This window comes from Allobosea sp. GW822-FHT03F07 (assembly GCF_058801345.1).
Genome location: NZ_JBXAND010000006.1, coordinates 118,000 through 133,127, shown reverse-complemented (window position 1 = coordinate 133,127; position 15,128 = coordinate 118,000). Strand labels below are relative to the sequence as shown.

Annotated in this window: 13 protein-coding genes; 6 read left to right on the top strand and 7 right to left on the bottom strand. The window is 66.7% G+C overall.

Annotated elements, in window-relative coordinates; genetic code table 11:
* Positions 1-23 precede the first annotated feature (23 nt).
* The 3 genes from AC1RMY_RS18145 to AC1RMY_RS18135 all read left to right on the top strand — a co-directional run bounded on the left by AC1RMY_RS18145 (position 24) and on the right by AC1RMY_RS18135 (position 4,789).
* Positions 24-1,409, top strand: a complete 1,386-nt coding sequence (locus tag AC1RMY_RS18145; protein WP_492866855.1) for a porin — start codon at positions 24-26, stop codon at positions 1,407-1,409.
* A 364-nt stretch (positions 1,410-1,773) separates the two neighbouring features.
* Positions 1,774-4,131 (top strand): OmpA family protein, encoded by a 2,358-nt coding sequence (locus AC1RMY_RS18140; protein WP_492866853.1) that lies wholly within the window; start codon positions 1,774-1,776, stop codon positions 4,129-4,131.
* 13 nt (positions 4,132-4,144) lie between these two features.
* Complete coding sequence (locus tag AC1RMY_RS18135) at positions 4,145-4,789, top strand: helix-hairpin-helix domain-containing protein (RefSeq protein ID WP_492866851.1); 645 nt, start codon at positions 4,145-4,147, stop codon at positions 4,787-4,789.
* A gap of 4 nt (positions 4,790-4,793) precedes the next feature.
* Here the strand turns inward: AC1RMY_RS18135 and AC1RMY_RS18130 are convergent, their stop codons facing one another.
* Entirely contained in the window at positions 4,794-5,693 is a 900-nt protein-coding gene (locus AC1RMY_RS18130; RefSeq protein WP_492866849.1) for an alpha/beta fold hydrolase, read from the bottom strand.
* A gap of 182 nt (positions 5,694-5,875) precedes the next feature.
* Positions 5,876-7,963, bottom strand: a complete 2,088-nt coding sequence (locus AC1RMY_RS18125; protein WP_492866847.1) for a lytic transglycosylase domain-containing protein — start codon at positions 7,961-7,963, stop codon at positions 5,876-5,878.
* A 169-nt stretch (positions 7,964-8,132) separates the two neighbouring features.
* Here AC1RMY_RS18125 and dapA point away from each other — a divergent pair, with 169 nt between their 5' ends.
* Together dapA and smpB are read left to right on the top strand one after the other, a co-directional pair.
* Positions 8,133-9,026 carry a 4-hydroxy-tetrahydrodipicolinate synthase gene (gene dapA / locus AC1RMY_RS18120; RefSeq protein ID WP_492866845.1) on the top strand — a complete coding sequence of 298 codons (894 nt, stop codon included), beginning with the start codon at positions 8,133-8,135 and terminating at the stop codon, positions 9,024-9,026.
* A gap of 180 nt (positions 9,027-9,206) precedes the next feature.
* On the top strand, positions 9,207-9,680 hold the full coding sequence (gene smpB / locus AC1RMY_RS18115) for an SsrA-binding protein SmpB (RefSeq protein WP_492866843.1): 474 nt from the start codon (positions 9,207-9,209) through the stop codon (positions 9,678-9,680).
* A 670-nt stretch (positions 9,681-10,350) separates the two neighbouring features.
* On the opposite strand, the gene AC1RMY_RS18110 is transcribed toward smpB, so the two are convergent.
* The 5 genes from AC1RMY_RS18110 to lepB all read right to left on the bottom strand — a co-directional run bounded on the left by AC1RMY_RS18110 (position 10,351) and on the right by lepB (position 14,218).
* Complete coding sequence (locus AC1RMY_RS18110) at positions 10,351-10,986, bottom strand: LabA-like NYN domain-containing protein (protein ID WP_492866841.1); 636 nt, start codon at positions 10,984-10,986, stop codon at positions 10,351-10,353.
* 113 nt (positions 10,987-11,099) lie between these two features.
* Entirely contained in the window at positions 11,100-11,684 is a 585-nt protein-coding gene (gene pyrE, locus AC1RMY_RS18105) for an orotate phosphoribosyltransferase (RefSeq protein WP_492866839.1), read from the bottom strand.
* A gap of 82 nt (positions 11,685-11,766) precedes the next feature.
* A complete protein-coding gene (gene era / locus AC1RMY_RS18100) occupies positions 11,767-12,696 on the bottom strand; it encodes a GTPase Era (RefSeq protein ID WP_492866837.1) in 930 nt (309 codons plus the stop codon).
* Positions 12,689-13,420, bottom strand: coding sequence for a ribonuclease III (gene rnc, locus AC1RMY_RS18095; protein WP_492866835.1), 732 nt, complete (start codon positions 13,418-13,420; stop codon positions 12,689-12,691). Before rnc ends, era begins: the two co-directional genes overlap by 8 nt.
* Positions 13,421-13,450: 30 nt before the next feature.
* Positions 13,451-14,218: a signal peptidase I gene (gene lepB / locus AC1RMY_RS18090; RefSeq protein WP_492866833.1), complete on the bottom strand. Its 768-nt coding sequence runs from the start codon at positions 14,216-14,218 to the stop codon at positions 13,451-13,453.
* A 177-nt stretch (positions 14,219-14,395) separates the two neighbouring features.
* Between lepB and aqpZ the strand changes: the two genes are divergently transcribed.
* On the top strand, positions 14,396-15,121 hold the full coding sequence (gene aqpZ, locus AC1RMY_RS18085; RefSeq protein WP_492866831.1) for an aquaporin Z: 726 nt from the start codon (positions 14,396-14,398) through the stop codon (positions 15,119-15,121).
* Positions 15,122-15,128: the final 7 nt, after the last annotated feature.

Genomic DNA, 15,128 nt, shown 5'->3' with positions numbered 1-15,128 from the left:
CGAAACTCTTTTGGAGGTTACCAATGAAGCTCGTTAAGAGCCTCCTCCTCGGTTCCGCCGCCGGCATCGCCGCGGTCGCCGGGGCTCAGGCCGCCGACCTTCCCTCGCGGAAGGCCGCTCCGGTCGAATACGTTCGCGTCTGCTCCGCCTATGGCGCAGGCTTCTTCTACATCCCCGGCACCGACACCTGCCTCCGCGTTGGCGGCCGTGTTCGCGCCGAGTACACCGTCGGCACCCGTTTCGGTGACACGCAGGACGCTTACGGCACCCGCGCTCGCGGTCGTCTGAACGTCGATGCTCGCACCGCGACCGCCTACGGCACGCTGCGCACCTTCTTCCGTTACGAGCTGACCAACAGCTCGAACTTCTACAGCGGCACGCTCGGCGGTAACCAGGGCATCATCGCCCCCGGCACCGTTCGTGTCTCGCAGACCACGACGGCTTCGAACCTCGATCTGGCCTTCATCCAGTTCGGTCCGATCACCGCCGGTCGCGCTCAGTCGTTCTTCGACTTCTACGCGAACGACCTGGGCTACTCGACGCTGCGCACGGCTGATAGCCGTCTGAACCTGTTGGCCTACACCGCCACCTTCGGTTCGGGCTTCTCGGCCACGGTCTCGATCGAAGACCGCACCACCGGCACCGGCCAGCGTGAGAACGGCGCGTTCGATCGTTTCGCCGGCACGGCTCTCGTTCTTGAAGGTCAGGACTTCCCGGATGTCGTCGCTTCGCTCCGCGTCGATCAGGGTTGGGGCTCTGCCCAGCTGTCGGGTGCTCTGACGCAGCGTCGTACCACGACCGTTGTGAACGGCGCTGGCGTCGTGACCAACCTCGGCGGTGACGAGTACGGCTTCGCCATCCAGGGCGGCGTGAAGATCAACCTGCCGATGCTCGCGGCTGGCGATCACCTGTACCTGCAGGCTGCCTATGCTGACGGCGCTCTCGGCTATCTCGGCTGGGGTGGCCAGTACGGCTCGGGCCGCATCACCTCGGGCCTTGGCGCGAACCAGCTCATCATCGGCGATCTCGGCGTCAGCACGCTCGGCTCCGTGAAGAACTCGACCGGTTGGTCGTTCGTCGCTGCTCTGCGTCACTTCTGGACCCCGCAGCTGCGTTCGGAGTTCTTCGGTTCGTACTCTGAGCTGAAGCTCGGCTACACCCAGGCCGCTGGCGTGTACGCAGCTGGCGCGATCGTGCGTCCGCTGGATCCGAAGGAGCTGCTCGTCGGCGCCAACCTGATCTGGACGCCGGTCTCGGGCCTGGATATCGGTGTTGAGGTTCTCTACACCCGCACCGAGCTGGCCTCGCGCGTCCTGTCCGTCAACAATGCGGGCGCCCGCGTTGCTGGCACCAGCATCAAGAGCGACGATGCCGTTACTGGTCGCTTCCGCATCCAGCGCGACTTCTGATCGTCTCAAGCGATCCTAGTCGGAAGCCCCGGGGAAACCCGGGGCTTTTTCGTTTACAGGCGACACTCGGCGCCGGAACCGCGCCCGACATGCGCCTTGCGCGGCCGCTGGCGCCTCGGTCCATGGCAGCGCCAGCGTGACGGTTGACAGCCGGCTCGCGAAGCGCCTTCTAGAGGACGCTGTCTTGTTTTGGACACAACTCGCGATGCTTACGCCTTCCCTTGGGTGACGGTCGGCTCGCTGAATGTGTCGACGGATGAGAAGCGTCGTTCAAGAGACTGAAACCGCAATGTTTTTGGGTTTCGGGTAAGCCGGCCTCAGGTCTCGTGGAGGGTTGAGCCGGCATCGGGCCTCGGGGGGTAGCATGGCGCGGCCGGGACGTTGGCTTTGGGGGCTGGTGCCGCTGGCATTGCTGTGGAGCGCCGCCAACCTGTTCTTGGGAGAGGCGATCGAGCGCGACGTCGGCCGCCGCGCAGTTGTTGCGGCAGCCGCCATCGCCGGCGAAGCGCCGGGCGCACGCCCCGTGACTGCCCAGGTCGACGGACGCGACGTCACGATCAGCGGCGAGGCCCTTTCCGCCGACGGGGCGACGCGGGCGATCGCGCGGTTGCGCGCCGAATTCGGCGTGCGCAGGGCGCTTGGCGGCCTGTCGCAGGTCGTCGCCCAGCGTCCGTATAGCTGGTCGGCCAACCGGCAGGGCGATGTCGTGTCGCTCAACGGCTTCGTGCCGGACGAGGCCACAGCAATCGCCAATGTCGCCGCCGTCCGGGCTGTCTTGCCGGCGCTGCGGATAGACGACCGCCAGAGCCTTGCCTTTGGTGCGCCCGCCGGTTTTCAGGCGATGACGAAGGCGGTGCTGGCTGAACTGCCCGGGCTCGCCGCCGGCAAGGTCGCGCTGGACGATACGCGCTTCTGCATCGAGGGCAGGGCGGCGACACCGGACGGTTTCCTCGCGCTTACGGCTGCTACGACCGCGCTGGCCCGGGACGGATTCCAGTCTGTGCCCTGTGCGCTCGAGCCGCCGGTCGTCACGCCGTATCGATGGGGCGTCGAGAACCCGGCCGCGGACATGCTGCGCCTGACCGGCTTCTATCCGTCGGATGCCATCCGCCAGCAGATCCTCGGCCTGCTGCGGCGCGCTTTCCCGGGGCCGATCCGTATCGACGACAGGATGAAGCCGGCTGCCGGTGAGCCGTCCGCCTTTCTCGTTAAGGTCACCCGCGCCATCAATGATCTCGCACGCCTGCGCCAAGGCAAGGCTGAGCTGAGCGGCGATAGCTATGCGCTGTCGGGCGACGGTCCAGAAACCTATGAGGCCTGCCAGGCGCTACGCCTGCAGATCGCGCAGGGCGATGGCCCCGATTCCGTGGCGCAGGTGACGATCACCTGTCCGCCGGAACCACCGCCACCACCGCCCCCGGTCGAGGCGCTGATGCCGGCATTGCCCGATATACCAGCACCGGTGTTCCTGCCGTCGGAATTGCCGCCGCCACCGCCACCGCCGCCGGACACCTCCGTGCCGCCAAACGCTCCCGCTCAGGCGAGCACGCCTCCGGCTCCGGTCGTGTCGCCGCCGCCGCGGCCACCGGCCGTGATGCTGAACTGGAGCGCTGCGATCGACGACGCCCAGGTCACGCTCAAGGGTCTGGTGCGCGATGCGCCAGCCCGCGATGCGCTTCTGGAGCATGCACGCCGTGTCGCGCCATCCGGCAACGTCTCGGACCAGCTGACCGTCGAGCCGCATCTGCGCGAGGAGCCCGATTATGGTGCCGCGACCGGCTTCGCACTGGAACTGCTCGCCAAGCTGAAGCAGGGTTCGGTCACGCTGGCGGGGGCCGCGCTGGCGCTTTCGGGAGAGGTCGCCAACGCCCAGGCCTGGCGGGAACTGGATGCTGCGCTGCGTCGCCAGCCGCTGCCGGCCGGATTGACCATCGGCAGCGAGGCTGGTGCGGCCACCTTGCCGGTACGGCCATACGGGCTGTCACTGGCGGCGGACCGCACCGGAGTGACCTTGCACGGGTATCTGCCCGACGCCCAGACGCGCGAGGCTCTGCTCTCGCTGATCGAGGCCTCGCCGCTAAAAGATAGGCTCGCCGATGAAACCGAGATCCTGCCGGGCGCGCCCGCGGGCTTTGCGGCCGCCGCTCGCATGGCGCTCGGCAATCTGCTGCGGCTCGATTTCGGCTCGGCTTCGATCGTGGATGATCTCGTGACGCTGCGCGGCCTGACCTGCCGCGATCTCATCAAGAGCGAAGTCGAGACCAGCGCCGCATCCGGCTTGCCCTCCGGCTTCCGGGTCGATGCCGTCATCGGCCTGCGCCAGACCGGCTGCGTCGTCGATCCGCCCGCGACCTGCCAGAACGATCTCGACGCTCTGACCAGGAACAACACGGTGCTGTTCGCACAGGGCACGACGGTGGTCGCGCTGGATGCGGCGACGGAACGCGTCATCGGCGAGGCCGTCGACATCCTGAAGCAGTGCCCGGGGACGCGGATCACCATCGAGGGTCATGCCAACAGCGATGGCGAGCGCGGCGGCTTCAACAATCTCGATCTGTCGGCCCGCCGCGCCCTGCGCGTCCGCGACGAACTGGTTCGGCGCGGCGTCGATCCGGCCCGGTTGGAAACGCGCGGCTTCGGCGTGGAGCGGCCGCTGGTGCCGCATGGCTCGGCGCAGGCCAAGCCGATGAACCGGCGCGTGCAGTTCACGGTCGCGAAATAGGAGAGGGACGGACATGCTGTATCTCGCCAGCCAGTTCCTCTGGTTCCTCGTCGCCGCTTTCGGGCTCGGCCTGGTCATGGGCTGGATCAGTCATGATGGCGGCAAGCTGCGGCTCGGCGGCAAGGTCGCCGGCTGGTTCGTCGTGCTGTGGGGGCTGGGCGCCGCGCTCACTTGGCTCCAGTTCCTGAACGGCGCACCGGCGACCTGGGTCGAATCGGCCCTGCTGTTCACGGCCGCCTATGTCGCGGGCTGTGTCCTGGCGGAGTTGCTGCGCGGAGCGCGCCCGCCCGCCGAGGTGGCGGCGCCGGCCGAAGCCGAAGCGGCGGCGCCATCGTTCGCCACATTGCCGCCGGTTGAGGGCGAAGCGGACATTCCCGGCAGGCGGCCGGGCGGTCTGGTCTCGGCGAAAGGCGACAAGCCCGACGATCTCAAGCTGATCAAGGGCGTAGCCGAGCAGAACGAAGCCCGGCTGCACGCGCTCGGTATCTGGCATTTCGAGCAGATCGCGGCCTGGACTCCCGAGAATGTCGAATGGATCGGCAGCTATCTGGCTTTTCCGGGCCGGATCGAGCGTGAGGATTGGGTCGGCCAGGCGAAGGCCTTCGCGGAAGGAGAAACCGAAACGCTCGCCGGCAGCCCCCGGGAGAGCGCCGCCTGAGTTCTCAGGCCGCGCGGCGCTCGGAGCGGGCGATCAGCCGGCTGATCCGGCGCACCATGTCTCTGGGTCCGAGCATCGGCGCATGGCCCTGCCCGGGTGCGACGAAAACCTCGCAATCGGGGTGGCGCTCGCCCATCTCGACCAGGGTCTTCTCCGCCAGAAGGTCTGAATTCTCGCCGCGGATCGCCAGCATCGGTACGCCGTTCAGCCCGTCGAAATAGCTCCACAGCACCGGCAGCGGCGCCTCGAGGTCGAGTTCCTCCAGCACCTTCATCAGCTTGGGATCGTAGTCGGGTTTCATCTTGCCGTCGCGGTCCGTCCAGGTCCGGCGCGCCATCATCTCCCATTCGGCATCGCCGAAGAGCGGGAACTGCTGGTCCGAGAGTCGCTTCAGGATTTCCGCGCCCTCGGCAAAGCTGCGCGGCAGCGGCAGCTTGCCGACATAGCCGCGAATCCGCAGCAGCCCGCGCGCATCGATCACCGGCCCGACATCGTTCAGCACCACGCCCTTGATCGTGCCGGGCCGCGCCGCGCCCATCGCCATCGTCAGGAGGCCGCCGCGAGAGGTTCCCACGAAGACCGCTGCCTCGATGCCGCTCGCGACCAGAACCTGCATGACATCGTCGAGCTCGACACGGATGTCGTAGTTCTTCCAGTCCTTGTCGAAGCCCGACAGGCCGCGGCCGCGGTAGTCCAGCGCCAGAACGCGCCGTGGCTTCGCTTCGTCCTGCGACAGCGCGAGTGCCAGCTCGTGGAAATCGGCGGCCGTGCGGGCGAATCCCGGCAGGCAGATGACCGGCAGCGCGGTCGCGGCCAGGGGCCCGTAATCGCGCACATGCAGGCGCAATCCGTCGCGCGCGCTGATGAAGAGCGAAGTGAAGCCGGTGTCGGGGGAGGTGGTCACGCGTCGAGCCTCGCGGACCGCTGGCTTTCGTCATCCCGCGCCGTCATCCCGGGCGGAGCGCAGCGCAGACCCGGGATCCATGCCGGAGCGCTGATCGTCAAAGGCTCAGGCATGGATCCCGGGTCTCCCTGCGGTCGCCCGGGATGACCCGCGCTGAGGTGAAACGAAAACAGGACTCGACCCTAATCCCGCCGCCAGCCGCGCTTCAAGTCGTGGTCGATCAGATAGGCCGTGCGCTGATTCAGGCGCTGGCGGTAGACCTGCAGGTTCTCCATGACACGCTGCACATAGTTGCGCGTCTCGTAGAAGGGGATGCGCTCGACCCAGTCGACGGCGTCGATCTCCGGCTTGCGCGGGTCGCCATAGGCCTCGATCCATCTCTTCACATTGCCGGAGCCGGCGTTATAGGCCGCGAAAGTCAGGATGTAGGAGCCGCGCCAGTCCTTGAGCAGGTCGTTGAGATGGGCAGCGCCCATCTGCGCGGAGTAGAGCGCATCGCGCCCGAGCCTCGGCCAGTCGAAGGGCAGGTTGGCGCGCCGGGCGGTTTCGCGCGCAGTCGCCGGCATCATCTGCATGAGCCCGCGCGCCCCGGCATGCGAGATTGCGGTCGGGTCGAAGGCGCTCTCCTGGCGTGCGATGGCGTGGACGATGGCGCGCTCCATCGGGTCGCCCAGAACCGGAAACTCCGGCACGCCGGAGGTCGGGAAGGCGGCCGTGTCGAGCGGGAAGCCGCGATGGAGCGCCGTCTTGCCGAGGGCGAGCAGGGCGCGCGGGTCGTCCTCGCGCTGTGCGATACCGGCCAGCGCCTCCAAGGCCGGCGTGCTGTGCAGGCGCTGGGCGAGATCGAGCATCATCTGGACGGCGAGGTCGCGCTCGCCGATGCGATAGAGCAGGCGCACGCCCTGATGCCCCGGCAGATGTGCCAGCGAGGCGGAGGCCGAGCGCCGCAGCGGCAGGTCAGGCAGGCCGAGCCGCGCGCGCGCCAGCTGGCCATAATAGGCGATCGGGTGCTCGGCGGCGCGCTCATAGGCGGCCCTGGCATCCTCTGCCTTGCCGATGGCCTCGGCGGCGCGGCCCTGCCAATAGGCCGCGCGTGAGACCGACACTGGCGTCTCTGCAATTCTCGCAGCTTCGTTGAAGTGTTCGAGCGCGATGCCCGGCTGGTCCCGGAAGCGCAGCGCGATGAAGCCGGCATGCCATTCGGCGTCGATACGCTCGGCCGCATCCTCGGCGCCATGGCCGGCCGCGACCTCATAGGCACGTGCCGCATCGCCCCCGTCGAGCAGCTTGCGCGCGATCAGCCGGCGCTCGACCCACCATTCGTCGCCGTCGCCGAGCAGTGCCGGATCGCGCGGGACATTCGCCAGCGCCTTGGCGGCCTCGGCGGGCTTGTCGGCCCGCCTGGCCTGTTGGGCCAGCAGGAAGGCGAAGGAGACATCCGTCTTGAGCGCTGCCGGAACGGCCGAAATCAGCGCAGGTGCGATCGGCTGCTTCGCCCTGGCGCTGGCGAGACGGGCCTTCGCGAGCAGGACGTAGTCGGCGGAGACGCGCGCAGCATTGCGCAGGGCTGCTTCTCCGTTGTCGCGGAAGAGATAGCGCTCAGTGCGCAGACGATGGTCGGTCGCGGTCAGGGCGCTGCCGAAGGCGTCGAGGGCGATCTTTTCGAGCGCGGCGCCGTGAGCATCCTGCCGCCAGCTCTGGCGGGCGAGCGCCACGGCCTCTTCGGTTTGCCCTTCCGCCTTCAGCGCGAGCGCGAGTGCGATACGCCCGGCCGGGCTGACGGGGCGCTGCCCATGGAAGAAGGCGCGGATCGTCGCCGGGCCCTTCTTTTCGGCGATCAGCCTTTCCTCGGCGCGGCGCCGGAACAGCGCCGTCGCGGGATAGTTCGGGTAGGTCTTGAGGAAGGTGTCGATCCGTGTGAACGGGACGAGGCCCGCTCCGGTGCGGATCGCGATCCATTCGAGCAGCGCGCGGGCGCTCGGGTCGTCGATCGACGCGGCGATGGCGTCGCCCTCGCCGAGGGCGCCGCGCCGATAGGCGATGACGGCCTTCTTGATGCCGTCGAGGCGGTCGGCATCGTCGAGCAGCGCCTCACCCGGATGGGAAGGCAGGGCGGCGGCCTTCTCGACCTCGACGGCGTCGAGGCTGGACAATTGGGTAGGATGACTGCCGTCATCGGCGGCGTGGGCGGGGAAGAGGGTGGGCATGGACGCAAGCAAGGCCGGCACAAGGAGGCTGATCAGCCTCAATCGGTCGGGAAGCAAGGCCATGGCAGGCTCCACGGTCGAATACGTAAGCCTGCAATGCTCACGGAACTGGGTTTATGAAGGCTTAACCAACATCGAACGCATTTTGATGCGTTGCCGACTTTGCCTCCGGCGGGGGACGGTTTATGTGTGACGGCCCAAAATGGCCATTCCGTGTCAGGACGCCGCTCTCATGACCAAGCATTCCGCCTTCACCGGTTCGCTCCCTGCGCTGGTGACGCCGTTCAAAGGCGGCAAGATCGACGAAACCGCCCTGCGCGCGCTGGTGAACTGGCAGATCGAAAGCGGTTCCGCGGGGCTCGTTCCCGTCGGCACCACCGGCGAAAGCCCGACGCTTTCGCATGACGAGCACAAGCGCGTCGTCGAGATCGTCATTGCGGAATCGAAGGGCAGGGTGCCGGTCATCGCGGGCGCCGGCTCGAACAACACGACGGAAGCGATCGACCTCGCGGTCCATGCCGAGAAGGCCGGCGCGCAGGCGGTCCTCGTCGTCACGCCCTACTACAATAAGCCGACCCAGGAGGGCATGTACCAGCACTTCAAGGCGGTGAACGATGCGGTTGGCATTCCGATCATCATCTACAACATCCCGCCGCGCTCGGTCGTGGACATGTCGGTCGAGACGATGACGCGGCTCTACGAGCTGAAGAACATCGCCGGGGTCAAGGATGCGACCGCCAATCTCGCCCGCGTCTCGCAGCAGCGCCACGCCATGGGGCCGGACTTCATCCAGCTCTCGGGCGAGGACATGACGGCGCTGGCCTATATGGCGGCCGGCGGCCATGGCTGCATCTCGGTCGTCGCCAATGTCGCGCCGCAGCTCTGCGCTGACCTGATGACGGCTGCGCTCAAGGGCGACTATGCCGGCGCGCTGAAGATTCAGGACCGGCTCGTGCCGCTGCATGATGCGATCTTCAAGGAGCCCGGCCTCGCCGGCGCCAAGCATGGTCTCAGCCTGCTCGGCCGCATCGAGGAGGAGGTCCGCCTGCCGCTGATGCCGGTCACGCCGCCGACCGGCAAGGTCATTCGCGACGCCATGGTGTTCGCCGGCCTGCTGAATGCCTAAATAAGGATGTTGCGTTCGTCCGGGCTCTCCGGTCGACGCCAGAGCCGGATCCGATCAGGTTGGATAACCTGATCGGTGAATCCGTCTCCAACTGCTTTGTAGAGAACGCGTGATCCGATCGGATTGCTCTGCAATCTGATCGGCGCGTGCTCTAGGAGCCCGAACCGCGGGCAGGATGAGATGAGCAAGCCCGACCCCGACCGCTACAAGCTCGCCGCCGACAACCGCAAGGCGCGCTATAATTACGAGATCACCGAGACGCTGGAGGCGGGCATCGCCCTGCAGGGTACGGAGATCAAGTCGCTGCGTGGTGGCCGCGCGACCATCGGCGAGAGCTATGCCGGCCCGATGGGCACCGAGCTCTTCCTGTTCAACGCGCATATCCCCGAATATCTCGAGGCCAACCGCTTCAACCACGACGTCAAGCGTCCGCGGAAGCTGTTGCTGCATCGCCGCCAGATCAACAAGCTGATGGGCGCGATCCAGCGCGACGGCTACACGGTGATCCCGCTCAAGGTCTATTTCAACGAGAAGGGTCGCGCCAAGGTCGAACTCGGCCTCGGCCGCGGCAAGAAGCTGCACGACAAGCGCGAGACCGAGAAGAACCGCGACTGGAACCGCGACAAGGCCCGCATCATGAAGACGGGTGCGTGAGCGCGTCATTTTCGGGCTTGCCCCGAGAAGCTCCGGCCGGATGAACTCCTGAGCCTCCGCGTCACGAGATGCTCGGGGCAGGCCCAAGCATGACGGTGGCCGAAATCTTATCCCCGCGCCGTCGCCCCATGCCTATCCTCCCCTTGCTCCGCCCGACCAAGGGGGCTGTCGCGAGGCATCGTGCGGCCGGGCGGGGTTTGCGGGTTTCGTCTTCTTGCGGCCGTTGCGGGCCAGGGATGGCGGAGGCGCAGATCGCCATCGCGCAGGTGAGTCAGGCTGCGCGACCCGTGACACGGATAACCAGAAGGCGATCTGGCGGCATCAAACACCCGCGCGCGGGCAAGACCTCTGCTCTAAAGGCCGGCGGCGGCTGACGGCGCTGCTTCGACACGACATTCGACATCGACGTCGGCACGCAGCCGTCGACTGCGACGCCACTACGCCCCGCGCATCCCCTTGGATACGCCAGGCACCAGACCGAAAAGTGGATCCCACTTTTCGGTCTGATGCAGGAGAAAGAGCGCGAAACCCCGCGGCACTGGCCGGCCGGGGCTTTCGGCGCGCCACCCGTCATTGCGAGCAGAGCGCGGCAATCCAGCAGGACATCGGCTCTGCGCAGGTGGATTGCCTCGCGGCCCGCACCTTCCGCAATGACGCAAAACACCAGCGTTCAGCTATCGACGGTCTCGTCGCCCTGGCGAATGCCGTAGCGGCGTTCGAGGCTGGGGTTGCCGGAAAGGACCGGGGCAGCCCCGAGAGGACCGCTGCGCACATGCCGTTCGGCCGGGTCGCGGCCGATCTTCTGCATTAATTGGGCGAGGTCGATGAACTCGTCGCATTGGCGGCGCAGATCGTCTGAGACCATTGGCGGGTTGGTCGAGATCGTCGAGACGACCGAAACTTTGACGCCCTTGCGCTGCACGGCCTCGACCAGGGGGCGGAAGTCGCCATCGCCGGAGAAAAGGTAGATCTGGTCGAGATGGGGAGCCAGTTCGAGCATCTCGATAGCAAGCTCGATGTCCATATTGCCCTTGATTCGGCGGCGGCCGGTGGCATCGGTGAATTCCTTGGCGGCCTTGGTGATGACCCGGTAGCCGTTGTAGTCGAGCCAGTCGACCAGCGGGCGGATCGACGAGTATTCCTCGCTCTCGATCAGCGTGGTGAAATAGAAGGCCCGGATCAGGTTGCCGCGGCCTTGGAATTCACGCAGCAGTCGGCGGTAGTCCATGTCGAAGCCGAGCTGCTTCGACGTCGCGTAGAGATTGGCGCCATCAATAAAGAGGGCGATGCGGGGGGCGGCCGCCATAGAAAGCACTCCGGATGAAATATCTTTACAATATGCGCAATGAAATCGAAACGCGGTCTAACTATGGTATTTCTCGGACGGTTTTGGGCGGTCTCGGCAAAGGATCAGTCGGGCTAGGCACTCAGCCCCCTGCTGCCGGGCTTGATCGCGGGGATCGCGGCGAGTTCGGGAGGCAGCGCGTCGGGCGCATAGTCGGGAACGTCGTACTCCATCAGGCTGACAAGTTTCATGCCAAGGTCGGCCCGGCCGGCCGAACGGTCGATCAGGCAGGCGGCGCCGACGATCGTGCCGGGTTCGCCGATCACGGAATCGCGGCATTCGCGCAGCGACAAGCCGGTTGTGATGATGTCCTCGATGATGACGCAGCGCGCACCTGCGGGCAGCGTGAAGCCGCGGCGCAGCTTGAAGACGCCGCCCTCGCGCTCGACGAAGACGGCCTTAGCCTCGAGATGGCGCGCCGTCTCGTAGCCCGGTACGATGCCGCCGATCGCAGGCGACACGACATAGTCGATCTTGCCGAACTCGCCCTCGATCTTGGCGGCGAGCGCCTTGCAGAGCCGCTCCGTCCGCACCGGATCCTGGAAGACGAACATCTTCTGCAGGAAGACGGCGCTGCGCCGGCCCGAGGACAGGATGAAATGCCCTTCGAGCAGCGCGCCGGCATCGCGGAATTCGGCCAGGACGTCGTCGTCGGTCATATATCGGCTCCACGGAAAACAGGATCGGCCGCGTTTTTGCGTCGGATCGCGCCGGGGCGCAAGGCTTGCGGGGGACTACTCCTCAGCCCTTTGGGAACTCCAGCCCCATCTCGCGGTAGCGCGCCGGGTCGTCGCTCCAGTTCTCGCGCACCTTCACGAACAGGAAGAGATGCACAGTCGCTTCGGCCGCTTCCGCAATCTCGATGCGCGCCTTCTGGCCGATCGCCTTGATCGTCTGGCCGCCTTCGCCGAGCACGATCTTGCGCTGGCCCTCGCGCTCCACATAGATCGTCTGCTCGATCCGGACCGAGCCGTCCGGCCGCTGCTGCCACTGCTCCGTCTCGACCGTCGAGCGATAGGGCAGTTCGTCATGCAGCCGCTCGAAGATCTTCTCGCGGGTGATCTCCGCGGCCAGGAAGCGCAGCGGCGCATCCGATATCTGGTCCTCCGGATAGAGCCAGGGGCCGAGCGGCAGCCGTGTCTCCAGCCAGGTCAGGATGTCCTTGACGCCGTAGCCGGTCAGCGCCGCGATCATGAAGGTCTGCTCGAAATTGCCTTGCGCATTCACCTTGGCGGTGATGTCGAGCAGCTTCTCCTTGGCGACCGTGTCGATCTTGTTGAGGATCAGGAATTTCGGCTGCTTCAGCTCGGAAAGCTTCTCCAGCAGGCGGGTGTTCTCCTCGTTGTCGAAGCGCTCGACATCGATCAGCACGCCGATCAGGTCGGCATCGGTGGCGCCGCCCCAGGCGCTCGTCACCATGGCGCGGTCAAGCCGGCGCTTGGGCGCGAAGATGCCCGGCGTATCGACGAAGATCACCTGTGCCGGGCCTGACAGGGCTATGCCGCGTACCTGTGTCCGCGTGGTCTGGACCTTGCGCGAGACGATCGAAACCTTGGCGCCGACGAGCTGGTTCAGCAGCGTCGACTTGCCGGCATTGGGCGTCCCGATCAGCGCGACGAAGCCGCAGCGCGTGGGCGCGAGCGCCTGGGCGCCTGTCTCCGCGTCAACCATTGTCGCTCTCCATTGTTTCGCTCCACAGGCCCTCGCGCCGCAGGAAGGCTTCCGCCGCCGCCTGCTCGGCCAGCCGCTTCGACGGCCCTTGCGCCTCGGCGTCGGTCAGGCCCGGGATGCGGGCCGCGACGCGGAAGACCGGCGCATGGTCCGGGCCCGACCGACCGCGCTCGCTATAGGTCGGCGTCTGGTAGCCCTGGCCCTGGGCCCATTCCTGCAGGGCGGTCTTGGCGTCCCTCAGCGGCCGCACCGGCTTGAGCAGGCGCTCGCCGAAGGCGCGTTCGACCAGCCCGCGTGCCGCAGCATAGCCTCCATCGATGAAGACTGCACCGATGATCGCCTCGCAGGCATCCGCCAGGATCGCCTTGTTCTTGCGTGCCCCGCCGAGGATCTCGCCTTCGCCGAGCCTCATGAAGGCGCCGAGGTTCCAGGCCTGTGCGACCTCGGCGCAGGTCTCCTTGCGGACGAGATCGGCGAGCCGGCGCGACATGTCGCCTTCCTCGGCCTGCGGATAGCGGGCGAAGAGCATGTCGGCGATGCTGAGGCCCAGCACCCGGTCGCCGAGGAACTCCAGCCGCTGATAGCTTTCCAGCCGCGAGCCTTCCGCGCTCATATGGGTGAGGGCGGTCGTCAGCAGGCCCTGGTCGACGAAGGAATGCCCGAGAGTCGCTTGCAGGCGGGCGGTATCCGGCGCCTTGCGTCCGTTGTCGCCGGCCTTGCTCACTTGCGGATCGCGCTCATTTGCAGATCCCGCTTACTTGATGGCGCTGAACAGGCGGTTCCAGCGAACCGTCCAGGGCCATTCCCACAGCTTCCAGGCCGAGGCGCCGTCCTCGATCGAGAAGAAGATGATCTCGGCGCGCCCGACGAAATTCTCGAACGGCACGAAGCCGACGCTGCGGTCCCGCGAGTCGAGTGAGTTGTCGCGATTGTCGCCCATCATGAAGAAGTGACCGGGCGGCACGACGAAGACCGGCGTGTTGTCGAAGCTGCCGTTGTCGCCCTCGCGCTCGATGATGTTGTGCGAGACGCCGTTGGGCAGTGTCTCGCGATACTGGATCGCGGGGGCGCTGCGGCCCCAGTTGTCGGTGGTGACGAAGTCGGCGATGCGCTCGCGCTTCACCGGCTGGTTGTTGATGTGCAGGATGCCGTCGATCATCTGGATGCGCTCGCCGGGGAGGCCGATGACGCGCTTGATGTAATCGGTCGAATTGTCGGTCGGCAGCTTGAACACCGCGATGTCGCCGCGCTTCGGCTCGGCCGCCCAGACGCGACCCGAGAACAGCGGCGGGCTGAACGGGATCGAGTGTTTCGAATAGCCGTAGGTGTATTTCGAGACGAAGAGATAGTCGCCGATCAGCAGCGTCGGAATCAGCGAGCCCGACGGGATGTTGAACGGCTGGAACAGCAGCGTGCGGATCACCAGCGCGATCAGCAGCGCCTGAACGACGACCTTGATCGTCTCGAAGACACCGCCCTCGTCCCTGGCGGCCTTGTTCTTGGCATCGACGTCGTTGGCCACGCGGGCGCTCCTGGGACGGTGGTCAAGCGCGCGGTCTAGCGGAATGTCACGCCGCAGACAACGGCGCGTCCGCAGGGGGCGCTCCCTCACCAATGGCGGGAGTATGAAGGGGTGCGGCAATTGACCGCGTCAGACGCTAGGGGCACGATAAAATGTCAATTCTGGGGAGGAATCATCATGAACGGCAAGAAATACGCGGCTGAAGCGATCGGCACATTCTGGCTGACCTTCGCTGGCTGCGGCAGCGCGGTCATCGCGGCGGGCTTCCCGCAGGTCGGCATCGGCCTGCTCGGCGTCTCGCTCGCCTTCGGCCTGACCGTCGTCACCATGGCCTATGCCATCGGCCATATCTCGGGCTGCCATCTCAACCCCGCCGTCACGGTCGGCCTGGCGGCGGGCGGGCGCTTCCCGGCGAACCAGATCCTTCCCTATGTCGTGGCGCAGGTCATCGGAGGCGTCGTGGCCGCGGGCGTGCTCTACCTCATCGCCAGCGGCGCGCCGGGCTTCGACCTCGCCAAGGGCTTCGCTTCGAACGGCTATGGCGATCACTCACCCGGCAAGTACAGCCTCTTCGCCGGCTTCCTCACCGAAATCGTGATGACGATGATGTTCCTGTTCATCATCATGGGCGCGACCCATGGCAAGGCGCCGGCCGGCTTCGCGCCGCTTGCGATCGGGCTCGGCCTCTGCCTGATCCACCTCGTCAGCATCCCGGTGACCAATACCTCGGTCAATCCGGCGCGCAGCACCGGCCCGGCGCTCTTCGTCGGCGGCTGGGCGCTGCAGCAGCTCTGGCTGTTCTGGATCGCCCCGCTGATCGGCGGCGCGCTCGGCGGCATCGTCTATCGCTGGCTGAGCGAGGAACCGCGCGGCGCCGTGGTCGGTAATGCGCCGGCCGAGTGAGGCGAGG